Source organism: Psychrobacter sp. Choline-02u-9, assembly GCF_002836505.1.
GTDB lineage: Bacteria > Pseudomonadota > Gammaproteobacteria > Pseudomonadales > Moraxellaceae > Psychrobacter.
Genome location: NZ_PJBF01000059.1, coordinates 205856 through 223982 on the forward strand (window position 1 = coordinate 205856; position 18127 = coordinate 223982).

17 protein-coding genes are annotated in these 18127 nt (G+C 41.4%); 16 read left to right on the forward strand and 1 reads right to left on the reverse strand.

Annotated features, from left to right (window positions below; genetic code table 11):
- Positions 1 to 37 precede the first annotated feature (37 nt).
- From hemE to CXF69_RS12285, 14 genes are all read left to right on the forward strand, one after another.
- The gene (gene hemE, locus CXF69_RS12220) at positions 38 to 1174 is read left to right on the forward strand and encodes a uroporphyrinogen decarboxylase (protein ID WP_101206149.1); all 1137 of its coding nucleotides are present in this window, start codon (positions 38 to 40) and stop codon (positions 1172 to 1174) included.
- Between the two features lie 136 nt (positions 1175 to 1310).
- Positions 1311 to 2378, forward strand: coding sequence for an N-acetyl-gamma-glutamyl-phosphate reductase (gene argC / locus CXF69_RS12225; protein WP_101206148.1), 1068 nt, complete (start codon positions 1311 to 1313; stop codon positions 2376 to 2378).
- 103 nt (positions 2379 to 2481) lie between these two features.
- Positions 2482 to 3348: a hypothetical protein gene (locus CXF69_RS12230; protein ID WP_101206147.1), complete on the forward strand. Its 867-nt coding sequence runs from the start codon at positions 2482 to 2484 to the stop codon at positions 3346 to 3348.
- A gap of 163 nt (positions 3349 to 3511) precedes the next feature.
- Positions 3512 to 3907: an ATP-dependent Clp protease adaptor ClpS gene (locus CXF69_RS12235; RefSeq protein ID WP_101206289.1), complete on the forward strand. Its 396-nt coding sequence runs from the start codon at positions 3512 to 3514 to the stop codon at positions 3905 to 3907.
- 637 nt (positions 3908 to 4544) lie between these two features.
- Positions 4545 to 7085, forward strand: a complete 2541-nt coding sequence (locus CXF69_RS12240; protein ID WP_101206146.1) for an AAA family ATPase — start codon at positions 4545 to 4547, stop codon at positions 7083 to 7085.
- Positions 7086 to 7265: 180 nt separating this feature from the next.
- Complete coding sequence (locus tag CXF69_RS12245; protein WP_101206145.1) at positions 7266 to 8003, forward strand: uracil-DNA glycosylase; 738 nt, start codon at positions 7266 to 7268, stop codon at positions 8001 to 8003.
- Between the two features lie 69 nt (positions 8004 to 8072).
- The gene (gene tadA / locus CXF69_RS12250; protein WP_227522981.1) at positions 8073 to 8591 is read left to right on the forward strand and encodes a tRNA adenosine(34) deaminase TadA; all 519 of its coding nucleotides are present in this window, start codon (positions 8073 to 8075) and stop codon (positions 8589 to 8591) included.
- 178 nt (positions 8592 to 8769) lie between these two features.
- Positions 8770 to 9537 carry a (d)CMP kinase gene (cmk, locus tag CXF69_RS12255; RefSeq protein WP_101206144.1) on the forward strand — a complete coding sequence of 256 codons (768 nt, stop codon included), beginning with the start codon at positions 8770 to 8772 and terminating at the stop codon, positions 9535 to 9537.
- 307 nt (positions 9538 to 9844) lie between these two features.
- A complete protein-coding gene (gene rpsA / locus CXF69_RS12260; RefSeq protein WP_057759193.1) occupies positions 9845 to 11533 on the forward strand; it encodes a 30S ribosomal protein S1 in 1689 nt (562 codons plus the stop codon).
- A 324-nt stretch (positions 11534 to 11857) separates the two neighbouring features.
- Positions 11858 to 12163 carry an integration host factor subunit beta gene (locus CXF69_RS12265; protein ID WP_101206143.1) on the forward strand — a complete coding sequence of 102 codons (306 nt, stop codon included), beginning with the start codon at positions 11858 to 11860 and terminating at the stop codon, positions 12161 to 12163.
- 63 nt (positions 12164 to 12226) lie between these two features.
- Positions 12227 to 12634, forward strand: a complete 408-nt coding sequence (locus CXF69_RS12270; RefSeq protein ID WP_101206142.1) for a lipopolysaccharide assembly protein LapA domain-containing protein — start codon at positions 12227 to 12229, stop codon at positions 12632 to 12634.
- 104 nt (positions 12635 to 12738) lie between these two features.
- Positions 12739 to 13437 carry an orotidine-5'-phosphate decarboxylase gene (gene pyrF / locus CXF69_RS12275; protein ID WP_101206141.1) on the forward strand — a complete coding sequence of 233 codons (699 nt, stop codon included), beginning with the start codon at positions 12739 to 12741 and terminating at the stop codon, positions 13435 to 13437.
- A 209-nt stretch (positions 13438 to 13646) separates the two neighbouring features.
- Complete coding sequence (locus CXF69_RS12280) at positions 13647 to 14459, forward strand: metallophosphoesterase (RefSeq protein WP_101206140.1); 813 nt, start codon at positions 13647 to 13649, stop codon at positions 14457 to 14459.
- A gap of 156 nt (positions 14460 to 14615) precedes the next feature.
- Entirely contained in the window at positions 14616 to 15452 is an 837-nt protein-coding gene (locus tag CXF69_RS12285; protein ID WP_101206139.1) for a histidine phosphatase family protein, read from the forward strand.
- Positions 15453 to 15607: 155 nt separating this feature from the next.
- Here CXF69_RS12285 and rpsT read toward each other — a convergent pair whose 3' ends face one another.
- Entirely contained in the window at positions 15608 to 15874 is a 267-nt protein-coding gene (gene rpsT / locus CXF69_RS12290; RefSeq protein ID WP_010200097.1) for a 30S ribosomal protein S20, read from the reverse strand.
- Positions 15875 to 16338: 464 nt separating this feature from the next.
- On the opposite strand from rpsT, the gene CXF69_RS12295 reads away from it, so the two are divergent.
- Together CXF69_RS12295 and rraA are read left to right on the forward strand one after the other, a co-directional pair.
- Positions 16339 to 17040, forward strand: coding sequence for an NAD-dependent epimerase/dehydratase family protein (locus CXF69_RS12295; RefSeq protein ID WP_101206138.1), 702 nt, complete (start codon positions 16339 to 16341; stop codon positions 17038 to 17040).
- A gap of 488 nt (positions 17041 to 17528) precedes the next feature.
- Entirely contained in the window at positions 17529 to 18065 is a 537-nt protein-coding gene (gene rraA, locus CXF69_RS12300) for a ribonuclease E activity regulator RraA (RefSeq protein WP_101206137.1), read from the forward strand.
- Positions 18066 to 18127: the final 62 nt, after the last annotated feature.

An 18127-nucleotide genomic window follows, 5' to 3' on the forward strand; every position in this document is an offset into this window, starting at 1 on the left:
ATAAATATGGATATTGTGCTGTTTTGGAGATTTGTACATGAGTGCTTCAGACGGTAGTAACTCGGTTCAGCAACAGTTTGCACCTTTAAAAAATGATAGATTGCTACGTGCATTACGTTTTGAGCCCATCGATACCACACCGGTATGGATGATGCGCCAAGCTGGTCGCTATTTGCCAGAATATAAGGCCACTCGTGCTGAAGCGGGTGACTTTATGAGCCTGTGCAAAGATACAGACCGCGCTACTGAAGTGACTCTACAGCCATTGCGTCGCTATGACTTAGATGCTGCTATTTTGTTTAGTGATATTCTAACTATTCCTGATGCGATGGGATTGGGCTTGTATTTCGAAACTGGTGAAGGCCCTAAGTTCAAACATCCTATCCGTGAGCAGGCTGATCTTGATAGATTGCCAGTGCTTGAGCCAAACGACTCTCTAGATTATGTAATGCGTGCTGTAACCAGTATTCGTAAAGCATTGAACGGTCAAGTTCCACTATTTGGTTTTTCTGGCAGCCCATGGACATTAGCTACTTATATGATAGAAGGCGGTAGCTCAAAGGATTATCGTTATACCAAAGGCTTCTTGTATAGTAACCCTGATTTTTTACATCAGTTATTAGACAAACTTGCAACGTCAGTTATTGACTATTTAGATGCCCAAATCATAGCTGGCGCTCAAATCGTTCAGATATTTGATAGTTGGGGCGGGGCGTTAGGCCATCGTCAATTTATCGAATTTTCACACATTTATAATAAACGTATTGTCGCCGAACTAAAGGAACGTCATCCACAAGTACCTGTAGTGCTATTCACTAAAGGTGGTGGGTTATGGCTTGATATTCAGGCTGACAGCGAAGCAGATGTGCTAGGTCTAGACTGGACGATGCCGATTGATCGTGCGCGTCAAGTACTGACTGAGAGTCAGCGTCAGTTGACCAAAAAGCATAAAAAACTGCAAAGCAGCAAAGCTATCCAAGGTAACTTAGATCCAGCGACGTTATACGGCTCGCCTGCCACTATCCGTTCTGAAGTGAACGCCATGCTTGACCGTGCTTACGCCGACGGTGAAAAGACTGGTTACATAGCAAACTTAGGTCATGGTATCACCCAGTGGGTTAACCCTGACAATGCCAAAGTGTTTGTGGATGCAGTACACGACTATAAAATTTAAGAGTCAGAATATTTAGAGAGTGATTCTGTATTTGTTCGCATTTGCGGAACTGTATAATTTATGGAACTGAATGAATTATAAGCAAATATAGAATCTATCAGTGCATATTTAGTATTTACCAAGAAAAGGGTGTTTTATGATTTCAGTAGCGATCGTCGGTGGTACAGGCTATACGGGTATTGAGCTCATTCGCTTATTATCTGCTCATCCTGAGGTTTCTATTGATTTATTAACTTCTCGTAGCGAAGCTGGCACTCGTGCTGATGAAATCTTCCCAAGCTTACGCGGTGTGTCTGACATCGTTTTTAGCGACTTGGGTGATAATACGCTTGCTGCATTGCAAAAATGTGATGTTGTGTTTTTTGCGACGCCACATGGCGTAGCAATGAAGCAAGCTGAGGCGCTTACTCAAGCTGGCGTCAAGGTTATCGATTTGGCTGCTGATTTTCGTTTGCAGTCACTGACTGACTTTGAGCATTGGTACAAGCAGTCACATGCTTGCCCTGAATTGTTGAAAACAGCAGTCTACGGCTTACCAGAAATCAATCGTGACAAGCTTGCGAATGCGTTACTAGTAGGCAACCCAGGCTGTTATCCAACCACTGCGATTTTGGGTCTAAAACCAATTATCGAAGCTCAGAATAAGCAAGCAGAGCGTTTGATCGAGTCTCGTATTGTAATTGACGCAAAATCTGGTGTATCTGGCGCAGGTCGTCAAGCATCACTTGCACTCAATTATGCTGAGACAACAGATAGCTTTAAGGCTTATAGCGTCGAAGGTCATCGTCATTTACCAGAGATTGAGCAGGGTGTCGCACAGTTATTAGACAGTCAATTTACGCACCGTATTCGCTTTTTGCCGCATTTAGTACCGATGATTCGTGGCATGCTCAGCTCTATTCATATGGAACTGACCGATGCTGGTGCGGCTATCGATTGGCAGCAAGCGTTTGAAAATAGCTATGCGTCAGAGTTGTTTGTTGATGTCATGCCAAAGGGGCTTTATCCCGATACGCGCAGTGTTCGCGCTAGTAACCGTTTACGTATTGCCGTACATCAGGACAATGAGCGTGCTGAGCTAACAGTTATCGTTGTTCAAGATAATTTAGTCAAAGGTGCTGCTGGGCAGGCTGTGCAAAACATGAATGTGATGTTTGGTTTTGACGAGTCAATGGGGCTGAACTTTGCACCGATTGTTCCTTAATATCAACGACTTCATATTCCAATCATTCACATTTGCGGTGCTAGGTATTGATTATAAATTCGGCTATAATGACTTGCCCTTACCCTTAAGAGATACTGTCTAAATGCGTTTTCAGCTCGTACTACGCTTTTGCTCACAGCCAGCACGTTTATCGTGCAAAGACTCGGTTATACCTAGCTTGGAGCGCAAACAGCATTCCTTTGGAAATAATAATGTCCCGAAAAGTGGTATTGCTAGTTCACAACGCGGCGCTTCTACATTGGTATTGGCACTGTTTATTGTAGCCGTATTAGTGACAGCAGTGGTTGGGCTAATATTTGGTCATAAGCTTGGTTACCAACGTGGCCTTCATTCGATGGAAACAGAAGCCAAGCAAGCAATCATCGATAGCACTGAAGCGACACAAGCGCTAGAAGATTTGCGCCTTAGCAATAAGATAGCTACTAACCAAGCGGCAACTGCCAAACAAGAACTGGCCATCAGTTTGGCTAATTTAAAAGAACTGCGTGAAAGCCAGCAAGAACTAACAGTAGAAAATAAGCAAGTGTCACAGCTCAATGAGCTATATTCAGATGTCATTCGTGAGAAAGGTGGTATGCCTTTACAGGTATTAGGTGCCAAAATTTCGCCATTACCTGAAAATGCTTTTGAGTATGGTTTTGATATTGGGATGCTTAGTAGCGATGGTCAAGCCAAACGCTTGAGGCCTGTATTGACGCTACTTAACAATGATGACCTTGTAGAGGTGCCACTTGACCCTGCATACCATATGATCGAAGGTATCGTTCGGATACGTGGTCGCTTTGTAATGCCATCAGGTTTTAGACCATTGCAAGCCAAACTGACTTTGCAAGCTGGTGGTCAGAAAGTAGAGCAATTGTATGACTGGAAGCTCGGTGATAGTGTGGATAACATGCTACCATCGCTCCTAGATTTACCAGAAGTTGATGAAAGTCCTATCGTACCTTAATTACCTCATGTCTTATTGAAACACTCAGTGACGATGATGTGGTTGAAATCAAAGCACAATGACCTTAATTAGTGTTTGTGCTTTATACCATGCCTTATCGCCTGCCTTAACATTCTCTATCTTAAACTTACCTTATAATTATATTTTGATTATGATGAAAAAAATGATATCACAAGCCACGCCAACGGTTGCTGATTGGCACTTTCCCAATATGCCTGCTCATCGTGCACAAGACGGTGATACTGATGGTGAAACGTCACCGCAAGCAGATGTATTGGTCGCAGAGCCTGAAGTAGCCAAACCGCCTATGTATGCGGTCGTTATGTACAATGACAATTACACGCCGATGGAGTTTGTTGTATACATATTGCAGTCAGAATTTCGTCATAGTATGGATTCTGCGGTCGAGATTATGCTGACTATTCATAATAGCAGCAAAGGTATTGCTGGCATTTATCCCAAAGATATCGCCGAGACCAAGGCTAAAAAAGTAAATAGTCTGGCACATCGTGAAGGTTATCCGTTATTAACTCAAATCGAACCGCATCAAGGCGAGTAGAGCAATTTATTAATTTCTTATACTGATATATGGCTCTATTAAAGTTTTACCTACTATTCTCTCCTTCTAAGCAATCCATATTAAAGCTCACCTTTATAGTGAGCTTTTTCGACTTTTCAGTCACTCCTCTTGTATACAAGTAGCATCTTTTAAAAATAGATTTATTATCCATAGGGTATTGATTTATATAGCAAATAACCCTATCTATTAAACAGTCTATTCAATAGTTTTAGACTAAATATCTCAGTTAAACTTGCTAAAACCACGTCATTTCTAGCTTTGAAAATATCAATCTCTCTTTCTATCTAATCAGTTTTTCAACATTTAATATTCGTTATTAAGGTTGTCGCTACTAGCTTGTAGCACGCTTTGATACATTTTAGTCTGTGTTAATAGATTGACTCCGTCGAAGTATCGTGTTGATATAAAGAAAAGCGGCCATGGATAGTTATGATTACGGTTGGCTGATAGTGAGATTATAGTATTTAATCAATAGTCTACCGCTCACCTCATTTATTCATGACTTCTAATAATACGAATATAGCCCTTGAACAATTCATCTACCGCCCTGATTTACTTACTAACTCATTCATAAAACTATCAACTATAAAGATAGATATAACCGTAGGAAGTTGTTATGTTAAGTCGTCATCTTGAAGTTTCTCTACGTTTAGCAATGACGCTTGCGCGCCAAAAATCGCATGAGTATCTCACTGTTGAACACTTGCTTTTGGCCTTATTAGAAAACACTCATGCTGCCAATACGTTGACTGCTTGTAATGCTAATGTCTCGGCGTTGCGTACTGAGCTTGAGGTTTATATTAATAAACACACGCCAACCATCGATGCTGATACAGAACAGTCACCGCAGCCGACTCAAAGCTTTGATCGTATCTTGCAGCGTGCTATTTTTCACGTGCAATCGATCGGTGGTGGTCGTTTGGTGGAAGGGTCTGATATTTTGGTCTCTATGTTTTCAGAACATGATACCTATGCTGTCTACTTGCTTAAAAAACAAGGCATCAGTCGCCTTGAGCTGACTCAGTATTTATCACATGGTCAAGATAAAGAAGAGCCATCTGAATCACGTGGTTCTGCAGGCACTGAACGCCGTAGTGCCTCTGAAAAGACCAGTAAAGATCCCTTAGTTGAATTTGCGAACAATCTAAACCAGCGAGCTGCTGAAGGTAAAACAGATCCTTTGATTGGGCGTGCTTCTGAAATTGAACGTGCTGCCCAAGTACTATGCCGTCGTCGTAAAAATAACCCATTGCTAGTAGGTGAGCCTGGTGTAGGTAAAACCTCTATCGCTGAAGGTTTGGCATGGTTAATTATTAACGATAAAGCACCAATGCCCCTTAATGGTTGCGTGATTTATAGCCTTGATATTGGTTCATTGATTGCGGGAACTAAGTATCGCGGTGACTTTGAAAAACGCATGAAATCATTGCTTGATGCGTTAAAGAAAAAACCAAATGCTATTCTTTTTATTGATGAAATTCATATGATTATTGGTGCTGGTTCATCTATGAGCAGCAATATGGATGTGTCTAATTTGATTAAGCCTGCACTTGCCAACGGTGAGCTGCGTTGTATCGGTTCAACAACCTTTACTGAGTATCGCCAAGTATTTGAAAAAGACCATGCATTGTCGCGTCGTTTCCAAAAAATCGATGTTAAAGAACCTAGTGTGGATGACACCATCGATATCTTGCGTGGTCTAAAACCTCGTTATGAAGAATTCCATAATGTTGAGTATACGGATGAAGCGTTGGTTACAGCGGTACAGTTATCAGCCAAGCATATTCATGAGCGTTTTTTACCTGACAAAGCTATTGACGTGATTGACGAAGCAGGTGCGTACAAGCGCTTAGGTGTGGTGCCTGATGTCGATGATATCGAAGCGGAAGAGAGTTTCATTGCTGATTTAGAGCAGGATTTTGATGCGCAAATTGATGCTGATATTGAAGGTATCGATGGTGATACAGATAATGAAATGCAGGATGAAGCAGCGACTGCGAAAGCGAGCGATAGTGCTAAATCAGCAGATGGTGTGAAGTTATCAAAGGGTCAAAAGCCACCGATGAAAATCGATGTTGCTGATATCGAGGCTATCATTGCTAAACTGGCACGTATTCCACCCAAATCTGTATCGAGTGATGACAAGAGTATCCTTGAGCATTTAGATCGAGATCTGAAGCACTTGGTGTTTGGTCAAGATGAGGCGATTGCTACGTTGGCTGATGCTATCAAGCTATCACGTGCAGGATTAAAAGCCCCAGATAAGCCAATTGGTTCGTTTATGTTTGCAGGTCCGACTGGTGTGGGTAAAACAGAAGTATCGCGTCAGTTAGCGAACCTGTTAGGTGTAGAATTAGTACGCTTTGATATGTCAGAGTATATGGAAGCGCACACGGCATCACGCTTGATCGGTGCACCTCCAGGTTATGTTGGCTATGATCAAGGCGGCTTACTCACCGAAAAAATCAATCAGCATCCACATTGTGTATTGTTGCTTGATGAGATTGAAAAAGCGCATCCAGATGTGTTCAACTTGTTACTACAAGTGATGGATCATGGTACGTTGACTGATAACAATGGTCGTGTGGCCATCTTTAAGCAAGTCATCGTTATTATGACAACGAACGTTGGTGCTGATAGTATCAGTCGCTCGTCAATGGGCTTCACGCAACAAGACCATAGTCGTGATAATACAGAGTCGCTGAAACGTGTCTTTACGCCAGAGTTCCGCAATCGCTTAGACGCCATTATTCAGTTCAATCCTCTAGATACGTCAGTTGTTGTATCGGTTGTCGATAAGTTCTTGGTTGAATTACAAGTACAGCTTGATGATAAGCAAGTGACATTAGAGATTGATGACGATGTACGTGACTACTTGGCGGATAAAGGCTATGACCGTCTAATGGGTGCACGTCCGATGCAGCGTTTGATTCAGGATGAAATCAAAAAACCATTGGCAAGTATGATTTTGTTTGGTGATTTGGTCAATGGCGGTGTCGTACATCTGACTTTAGAGCCTAAAGTCGATGATTCTCAAGAGAATGATACGATGAAGCCTGATAAGGTGTCAGACAAAGGCTCAGCTGATAGTCGTATTATTCTGACAGTCGTTGAAACTCATGAACCACAACCCGATTCTGAATCTCTTGCTAGCTAAGTTGTTTAATATTGATGTCACAAAAACGGCTACCGTATTACTGCGGTAGCCGTTTTTTTATTGCTATAATTCATCAACAAAGTGCACACTATTTTTTGTTAGTATGATTATTTATAGTAAGCTGGCTTTAACAAATCTATTGAACTTATAACAAGATAACAAGTATAAAAAGGACACAATATGGAACTGTTTGATGAACCGACAACCAAAACAGCAGAACAAAAACAGGCGATTTTAGACAATGTCCGTTTACCAGAAGATTGGAAAACAGCATTAGCAGATGAACTAACGTCTGAGAATATGGATAATCTACGCGCATTTTTAAAGGAAGCCTATCAGTCAGACGATAGTATCTATCCACCTGCGCCGCTGATGTTTAATGCGCTTAATCTCACGCCGTTATCGCAAGTCAAGGTGGTCATTTTAGGTCAAGATCCTTATCATCGTCCAGGACAGGCAATGGGGTTGTCATTTTCTGTCCCTAAAGCCATTCCAAAGCCGCCATCACTTAACAATCTACTAAAAGAGATGGCAGATGATATCGGTATCCGTCCATCAGCGCATGGTGATTTGACCTATTGGGCGGAGCAAGGTGTGTTACTGTTAAATAGTTCACTGACTGTACGAGAAGGCGAGCCGAATAGTCATCAAAATAAAGGCTGGGAGCAATTTACTGATGCAGTCATCGATGCGGTCAACGAACAGACAGAGCATACTGTGTTCATTTTGTGGGGTAGTAAAGCACAGAAAAAAGGTAAGTATATTGATACCGATAAACATCTGATTTTGACTGCAGTACATCCTTCACCCTTGGCTGCTAATCGTGGCGGGTTCTTTGGTACCAAACCTTTTTCTAAGACTAATGATTACTTGGTGCAGTATGGTCAGACACCGATTGATTGGCAACTGCCACAATAGATGATGACCACATCGAGTATAAGTTTGAAACCTTATCAATCATTGAATCATCAGCCAGATATCGAAGCTATGCATACCAGTACATTTTGGTTAGATGAAGATATTAAATGGATGCAAAAAGCACTGAGACTGGCTGAACAAGGCGCTGAATGTGGAGAGGTGCCAGTAGGTGCGGTATTGGTACATGATCAGCAGATCATCGGTCAAGGGTTTAATCAACCAATTGGCTGTCACGATGCGACAGCGCATGCTGAGATAGTTGCGTTAAGAGATGCGTGCCAGCGTTTGGCAAACTATCGATTGCCACTACACACGACTTTATATGTGACGTTGGAGCCGTGTACGATGTGTATAGGTGCGCTAATTCATGCTCGTGTAGATAGACTGATATATGCAGCGAATGAACCGCGTGCTGGGATGCTAGGTAGTCAGTTTGATTTATCAGTTCAGCCTTTTTATAACCATAATATCCAAGTTCACAAAGGACTGTGCAGTGAGCACAGTAGCCAGATGTTAAAGACGTTTTTTCGTGAGCGTAGGCGAGCAGCAAAAAAGAATAAAAATAAGGCTTTGACTGAAAATAACTAATAAACAAGATATCAGTCTTGGTGCTAGTGATAGCGTCTATTTTTTGCTATAATGTCGCCCTATTTGATAGTGAACCTTTTGCTCTGCTATTAAGCACATGATATATCAGTAAATATTGCTTTATTGTGATTGTGTGAGAAGCCCTATAAGTAGCAGCCATTATTGTTGAGTAAGTATTATGACCGTCTCCGCATCTGACAACGATCTGCTCAATAAAAATGACAGCAACACACAATCAACGCGCTACCCTGTGATTTGTATTGACGGCCCTAGTGGCGCTGGCAAAGGTACGGTCACATGGCGTTTGGCGCAAGTACTGGGTTATCAATTGCTAGATTCTGGGGCGCTATATAGAATTGTAGGACTCAAGGCGTTTGAAGCGGGTTTAATCAGCGCAGATACTAGCCAACCAATTGATGAAAATGCTGTATTAGCATTGACTGAAAGCTTAGAGATAGCGTTTGTACCAAACAATGACTCAGGACGTGTAGATATCATTGTTAATGGACAAGCAGTAGGTGAGCAAGTACGCAATGAAACGGTCGGAGGCTATGCATCACAGATAGCTGTCTTTCCACAAGTTCGTCAAGCATTGCTCAAGCTACAACAAGATATGGCCACTCGTTCAGGTTTGGTTGCTGATGGTCGCGATATGGGTACGGTTGTTTTCCCAGATGCTGATGTTAAGGTGTTTTTGACGGCCAGTGCTGAAGCACGTGCAGAGCGCCGTGTGATTCAGTTATTGAATGCTGGTCAAACAGCAGATTTTGAGGCGATTTTAGCGACGATAAAAGAGCGTGATGATCGTGATGAAAATCGCAGTACAGCGCCATCGAAGCCTGCGGCAGATGCATTATTACTTGATAGCTCAGCGCTTAATGCTGATGCAGTATATGAGCAGGTTAAGAAGCATTGCCAAGATAAAGGTGTTTTTTTCACTAGCTAGTCATTTAATAGCTAGTAAAAACAACATATTAAGTACTAAAAAGTTTCCTATTAATCATTGTTTTAGTATAAAATAATACGGTTAAGTTAAATTTTATTGAAGCCATAAGAAAAACTTAGTTTATTCAAGATATTGCATTCGATATAAGACAGTTGTTGTTAGTCAGTTTTAATTATAATGAGCTCGCTATTAACAAACGTTTTTTTATATGATTGTATGGGATATAAAACCAGTATTTCGTTCTATACAATCATAAATTTGATCCGTACTGTGCTGGACAGGATACGGCTATACAAAGGTAGACATAATGGAATCATTTGCTGAACTATTTGAAGCGAGCATTGAAGAGCAGGGCCTAGATATCGAGCGTGGCTCGGTTATTACAGGTGCTGTTGTGGCCATCGATAGCGATTGGATCACAGTAGATACTGGTCTTAAATCTGAAGGTATCGTCGCTCGTGAAGAGTTTTTAAGCGAAGAAGGCGAACTTGAAGTTGAAGTTGGCGATAGCGTTGATGTCGTAGTTGAAGCGGTTGATAACGGCATGGGTCAAACCTTGCTGTCACGTGAGAAAGCTAAACGTGTTGAAACTTGGAACTTCCTTGAAAAAATCGCTGATAACGATGAAATCGTTAAAGGTATCATTTCAAGCAAAGTTAAAGGCGGTTTCACTGTAGATATCGGTTCAGTACGCGCGTTCTTACCAGGTTCATTGGTAGATGTACGTCCTATCCGTGATACAACGCATCTTGAAGGCAAAGAGCTAGAATTCAAAGTCATCAAACTTGACCAGAAACGCAACAACGTTGTTGTTAGCCGTCGTGCAGTTATGGAAGCTGAAAACTCAGCTGAGCGCGAAGAGCTATTGAACAAGCTTGAAGAAGGCATCGAGATCGAAGGTATCGTTAAGAACCTTACTGATTACGGCGCGTTCGTTGATCTAGGTGGTATCGATGGTCTATTGCACATCACTGACATGGCATGGCGCCGTATCAAGCACCCATCTGAAGTTGTTGAAGTTGGCCAAGACCTAAAAGTTAAAGTATTGAAGTTTGACCGTGAACGCAACCGCGTTAGCCTAGGTCTAAAACAACTTGGTACTGATCCTTGGGATAACGTTGGCGGCACTTACCCAGTAGGTAGTGTTGTAAAAGCTCGCGTAACTAACTTGACTGACTATGGTTGTTTCGCTGAGATTTCTGAAGGTATTGAAGGTCTAGTACACGTATCAGAAATGGATCATACCAACAAAAACATCCACCCATCTAAAGTTGTTCAAGTGGGCGATGAAGTTGAAGTAATGATTCTTGATATCGATGAAGAACGTCGTCGTATCAGCCTAGGTATCAAACAAACTCTAGCTAACCCATGGGATGAGTTTGATAAGAAACATGAGCGCGGTGATAAAATCACTGGTACTATCAAATCAATCACTGACTTCGGTATCTTTATCGGTCTAGACGGTGGTATTGATGGTCTTGTTCATCTATCTGATATCTCTTGGAACGAAACTGGCGAAGATGCTATCCGTAACTACAATAAAGGCGACACCGTCGAAGCAATGGTATTGTCTGTAGATGCAGAAGCTAACCGTATCAGCCTAGGCGTTAAGCAGTTAAGCTCTGATCCATTCAACGAATACCTAGTCAACAATGACCGTGGTGCTATCGTTAATGGTAAAGTAAAAGAAGTAGATGCTAAAGGCGCTACTATCGAACTTGCTGACGAAGTTGAAGCTTATCTACGTGCTTCTGAAATTCAACGTGACCGCGTTGAAGATGCAACTAAGCATCTGACTGTTGGTGATGACGTTGAAGCGAAAATCATCAGTGTTGATCGTAAAACACGCAACATCAATTTGTCTATCAAAGCGAAAGACGAAGCTGAAGAGCGTCAAGCGATTAAAGATCTTGGTAGCACCAACACTACTGCTGCTCCAGGTTCTGATGCACAGCCAAAAACTATTGGTGATTTGATCAAAGAGCAAATGCAGTAAGCTGTAAGCTATTGATATAAAAGTAATATAAAAAAAGCGACTTCGGTCGCTTTTTTTTATGATTAGATTTTATTAATACAGTTAGTAATAGAGGTTTTTAGCCAAATGGGAAAACTCTTATTCCCATTTACGCTAATATCCGCTATCATTTGCACCATTGAGTAACGAGATGATAGTTATAAGCTTTTTATAGTCAGAATATGATTCTGAATGTTAGTTTTTAAAGATTCAGTATATATAGTTTAATTATCCAAACGCATTTACGTACTATAGAGCGTTGACTTATCATCAGCTTATCCATCAATCAACAAGGCAAGCGTAATAATGCAGCAAGCGATTAACAAATCCGAATTTATTAGTAATTTGAGTGCAAACTGTGACAACATGGCAGACACCGTGGTTGATGACGCAGTGCGTGAAATCTTAAACTTGATGACCCATACTTTAGCCAATGATGGCCGAGTCGAAGTTCGCGGATTCGGTAGTTTTTGTCTACATCACCGCCGTGCCCGTATGGGACGCAATCCTAAGACAGGTGAAAGTGTACCTGTACCGGCTAAAGCTATTCCACACTTTAAGCCAGGCAAGGCCTTACGCGAAGCAGTAAACGATACGGTAGCAAACAGTTAGTTAAACCAGTACTGACTATTGAACCGTTCAAAATTTATCATTCCAAACTGAGGTAATTGTCTCATGCGCTTTCTACTATTTGTATTGCTATTCTTGAGCTTTGCCTATTCACTTGGTTTGGTATTGGCAAATAATACTGAGGTCGGAGTCAACCTACTGTTTTCACAAGCACCTACGATGAATCTAGGGTTGCTACTTATTTTGTGTTTGATGCTAGGTATTGTTATTGGTATTTTACTGGCATTACTTATCTTTCGTGTGCTGCAAAATAAGTGGGAAATCTCACGTCTACAAAAAGCAAACGCAAACCTGCAAGAGCAATTGACTCAAGCCAATACAGTTATCGATCGTCAAGCAAGCGCGCCAACAGTAGATGAAGCTGTTTATGGTGCTTCTGCTACTAACGTGCACAATACCGATGCAACTAGCCTAACTGAAGGCTCTACTCTGTCTAAGCGTAGACGAGATTAAGTCGTTAAGTGATTTTTTATGTGATCTGCTAGGTGATAGCTTAACGATCGCAGTACTGACCTCAAATACAATACTTTGATAACTTCAAAATATATGGTAAAACCATGAATAATGTAATTAACTCTCCAGTTGTCGTCGCTCTAGACAATATGACGGTAGAGGCGTCTCTAGCGCTAGCTGACCAGTTAGATCCATCCCAATGTCGATTAAAAGTCGGTAAAGAGCTGTTTACCCGTTGTGGTCCTGATATCATCAAGGCACTGCATCAACGTGATTTTGAAGTGTTCTTAGACTTAAAATTTCATGACATTCCTAATACTACTGCCCAAGCAGTATTGGCTGCCGCTGAGCTTGGTGTCTGGATGGTGAATGTCCATGCTAGCGCAGGTCTAGAAGCCATGTCGTTGGCAAAACAGCGCTTGCTAGATAGAGATCTTGATACCTTACTTATCGCAGTCACCGTACTGACTTCTATGGATAATGAAGCGTTGATGCAAACAGGAATCACTGATAGCTTAGATACCCAAGTGAGCCGACTAGCACAACTGACTAAGCAAGCTGGACTTGATGGGGTGGTGTGCTCGGCTCAAGAAGCAAAGGCACTTAAAGCATTATGTGGTCAGGATTTTAAACTGGTGACGCCTGGTATTCGCTTAGCTGAAGACAATGCAGATGATCAAAAACGTATCTGTACACCAAGTCAGGCGCTAATAGACGGTTCTGATTATTTAGTCATTGGCCGTTCGATCACTCAAGCTTTAGATCCTGCTGCTAAACTACAGACAATACTTCAAAGTATTTAAGTTTGAATAAATGTTAAGAAAAAAGACAGCCTAAATGGCTGTCTTTTTACTTTTTGATGGTATAGAAAAAGCTGCTACACTACTTAAATTTATTCTTACAACCTTTCTAAAATATAATAACTATATTAAAAACGCTCATTTAGCTAAATATCAGTAGTACTGCTATGAGCGTTTATCGCTAATTAGATTTTTAATAATAACGCCACTAAATGATGTTGAATAATATGAAATTACAGATATTGAGTGACTTACATATTGATAGTTATGCACGTCAATCGCACCCCGTTGGACATATTCCTAAAACTGATGCAGATCTAGTATTGGTAGCAGGAGATACTGCTAATAGCGACAAAGGTATGCCGTGGTTGCAAGAACAAGCGGCGCGCTTAGAAGTTCCCCTGATTACTATCGCTGGTAATCATGAATACTTTGATGAAGACGTATTGAGCTTTGACCATAAACTGGCAACTTGGGATAACTATGATACTGTGTCTAAAAAAGGCGTTCGCGTCTTACAATGTCAGCATATCGATATCGGTGATATACGCCTTTTAGGTTGTACGCTTTGGACAGACTATCAGTATCATGCTAACGAAGATACCATGGCTGCTGCTAGGCATTTTATGCGTGATTACAAGCAGATTTACGCAGGCAACGAACTGTTTTCACCTGAAGTATCTATGCAGATTCATGCTGAGCATCGTCAGTGGCTACAGCAAGCATTGATTGAATCTCATGAACTTGGTAAAAAAACTGTGGTAATGAGTCATCATAGCGTCAGTGCATTATCGGTGTCTGAAAAATATGCCAATCTACCGAGCAATGCGGCTTTCGTCAGTGATCTGTCAGGATGGATGCACGAGGATTGGGCGCCGATGCTATGGGTACACGGACATACTCATGAAGCATTTGATTATAAAATTGGTAATACGCGAGTGATTGTCAATCCACGAGCCTATCCTAATGAGGTCAGTAGTACAGCACTAGAGTTCGCGTGGGACAAAGTCATTGATATTGGCTAGGACCGTGTGTAAATATTGGGCAAATCTTCATTTATTCTAGGTATGAACTCTTTTGAATAAAGCATTTTTGAAAGAGTGCGGAGTATTTATAAGATATATTGCAACTAGATTTGTCTGTGGTTCATTCCTGATAAGAAATCTGCTAGGCTTGCTGTCATGAGTAAATATCTGAATAATACCCTGTCCAAAGTATCTGCTGACAAGCTTGGGAGTCATACACCAAGCGCGCCTGCACCTTCGCATCTACCAGATAGTATGATTCCCTCCGTCAGCTTATTACCTGAAAATAAGCGACTGATTCTATTTACGAGGCACTCTTTACGCGAGCGTTCTGATGGTAATGGTTTTGCCAGCGATCAGTTACCGTTGACTCCCAAAGGTCGCATACTGGCAAAGTCTTGGGGTCGTTGGTTATCAGGCCATCTACCATATTCGCTCGACGTCGATAGTATCTCCAGCCCCATTGGGCGTTGTGTTGCTACCGCGCAGTTGATGCAAGAGGGAGCTGGTCTAGAGCGTAATATTGCACATCAGTCGCTGTTGGTTGAGCCTGGTAGTCTCGTCACTGATCCTGAAATAGCCAATCCTGTGTTCAAAGAAATTGGCGTCTTAAACTTTATCAATCGCTTTTTGCAAGGCAATTTGGAAGGGACTAAAAATACCTATCAAGGCGGTTTGGATATTTTGTCGCTTTTTTACCAGAATCAGCCACAGCACGGCCATCTGATGCTCGCTGTGAGTCATGACACGTTGCTATCTGCATTCTTAGCGGTTATGTTCGATGTGGTAGAGATTGATTGGAATGATTGGCCGAAGATGATGGAAGGCGTATTTTTATGGTTTGATGATAAGCCATTTGATCAAGCGAGTGCGCATTTTATTTGGCGAGGTCAGGTATATACTCGGCCGATTAGTTCATTGTTAGACGGTTATCGTGCAGCTGGTTATCATCCTAGCAAGTTGCTATTGCCGCCAGAAGTGCAGTGGAATTGATGTTTTGTTTAAACATTGAAATGAGTTGATAGAGCCGCTATTCATTGAATACGTTTTGAATAGGCATAAAAAAACCTTGCCACGGTATTAGAACCAGTGACAAGGTTTTAGTCATTACGCTATAAAAGCGAAATGCGGTCTAACCAATACAAATCTTAAGCTTGTAGGCCTTTGATTGTTTTGTTTAGGCGGCTCTTACGACGAGCAGCTTTATTCTTATGAATAATACCTTTGTCAGCCATACGATCAAGAACTGGTACCGCTTTTTTATAAGCTTCGGTAGCCGCGTCATAATCTTTAGCTGCGATAGCCGCATCAACACGTTTTAAGTAAGTACGAACCATAGAGCGTTGTGACGCAGAGTTCTGACGACGTTTGGTGTTTTGACGGGCGCGTTTACGAGCTTGTGCAGTATTAGCCACGCGTATCTCCTTGATAAAGATAGATAAAAATATGAATGTTGATTGCAATAATGGGTTTAACAATCATCGGTGACGAGCAGCCGTCTCGTCAAATATGATGTCGATGTCTGATATTAAAGTATCTAATATGAATAGATCATCGTAAGCGTCAGAGCTGTTTGGAATAATTAAACAGCGTTGACGTGTAAAGCCGATTATCTTAGCAAATTATTGAACTAAGGACAATATATTTGATGATTAATGCTCAAAGAAGTTACGTAATATCATCGAATTTGGGTCATTCTAGTAACTAAATCAGTAGTAAGCGCTGATAGACGTAGAGGGTTGATAAAATCTCTTACAATATATCCTATATAATAGCGTCAGTTATTGAGGAATTTAGGTATGATATTCTAACGATAGACCTTGATATAGGTATTTTCTCATCAATATAGTTCATCTAATGTTATATAAGTGGATAGGGTATGCAGCGAAAAGCAATTGTGATTGGCGCAACGGGGTTAGTAGGGCAGCATTTGGTAAAGCAACTGAGTGAGCTTTATGACACATTGATTGTGATTGCTCGTCGCCCGCCACGCTACATTAATGCCAGCATGCGTTTTTATCAAATCAATGATTTTGATAATCTCTCTGAAGTGTTTGCAAGTGTTGGTGCCGATCGAACCACGGATGCTTTTAGTTGTTTGGGTACGACAAAAAAGCAGGCTGGTAGTGATGAGGCTTTTCGCAAAGTAGATCGAGACTACAACGTAAATTTTGCCAAGCTGTGTCGTGACAAAGGGGTAGAGAATTTCTTTTTACTCTCCTCAATGAATGCGGATATTGACAGTCGTTTTTTATACAATCGAGTCAAGGCTGAAACAGAGCAGGCTATTATGGCGTTAGACTTCGGACAATTGGTCGTCTTCCGTCCGTCACTATTGCTTGGCAAACATAAAGGTCGTCCGCTTGAGAGCATTGGTCAAAAAGCCTTTAAACTCATCTCGCCGCTCGTTTCAGAGTCACTATCGTTACATCCTATCTCTGCTAAACGCGTTGCTAGTGCCATGGCTATGAGTGCTCATGATATCTATCATCGTAGTAAATATCGTACTGAACCTCAAATCAAGCATATCGATATTATCGAAAATAAGCAGATGCTAGCGATGACCCGTGTCAAAAAATAAAAGGACAGTTTTTCTAGTGACAGATTCAGTCTCAAAACTGGAAAGTTACAGATATCGATTATTAGGGTCTGTTGAACATTCAAATGTGGTGCTGGCAGTCACTATTTTTTAGGCATTGCTTTTTTTAGGCACTGCTTTTTTAGACACTGGGCAGTGAAATTTTTGCGGCCTAGTCATTCTAGGTTAAACAATGTCGCCATATATTGGCAAAAAATAGTACTGCCCCAAAGGGCTGATGCTAAAATCACCCCAAACGTTGTTGCAAGCTTCGCTAAGGTCTCGACATTATCGTCAGCTTGCGCCTAGTTTGAGGCAATTTTAGCGATCAGCAGCCCTAATATTTGAATGTTCAACAGACCCTAATTGCATTGGGACAAGATTGCATTAGAACAAGAATACAAGAGTAAAAAATACAATAACTATTATCAAAGCATCGATAAGTATTGAAAAACCAGTCAGTTGAAACACTAAAATAAGGAGCAGGAGCAATGTCAGAATCGATACAAATGGATAGAGGGAATTTTGTCACTTGTGATCTATTGGATGCCAATCCTGAGTCGCAAGTATGCTTACCAAATATCGAAGGTAAGTCATTCCGTCAGTTTGGTGCGAAAGACAAATTCTGCGGTGAAATCGTGACGGTTAAGTGTTTTGAAGACAATAGCTGTGTTAAATCTCTATTGAATAGCGATGGCAAGGACAAAGAAGGCAATGGCAAAGTGTTGGTCGTTGATGGCGGCGGCTCTATGCGCTGTGCATTACTAGGTGATATGATTGCACAATCAGCTATCGACAACGGCTGGGCTGGAGTTATTGTATATGGTTGTGTCCGCGATGTTGATGACATGGCAGAGATGGATCTTGGCGTGATGGCGCTTGGTTGTATCCCGCGCAAATCAACTCGCCGTGATGAAGGTCAAACGGATATCGAAATCAGCTTCGGTGATTTAACGTTGAACTCGGGTATGTTTGTTTATGCTGATAATAATGGCATTATCGTTAATGATAAACCACTTATCAGCTGAAGTTTTAGGCTTGGCTTGATTAGCAAAAATGAAAACCTCAGCTGATAAGTTGGGGTTTTTTG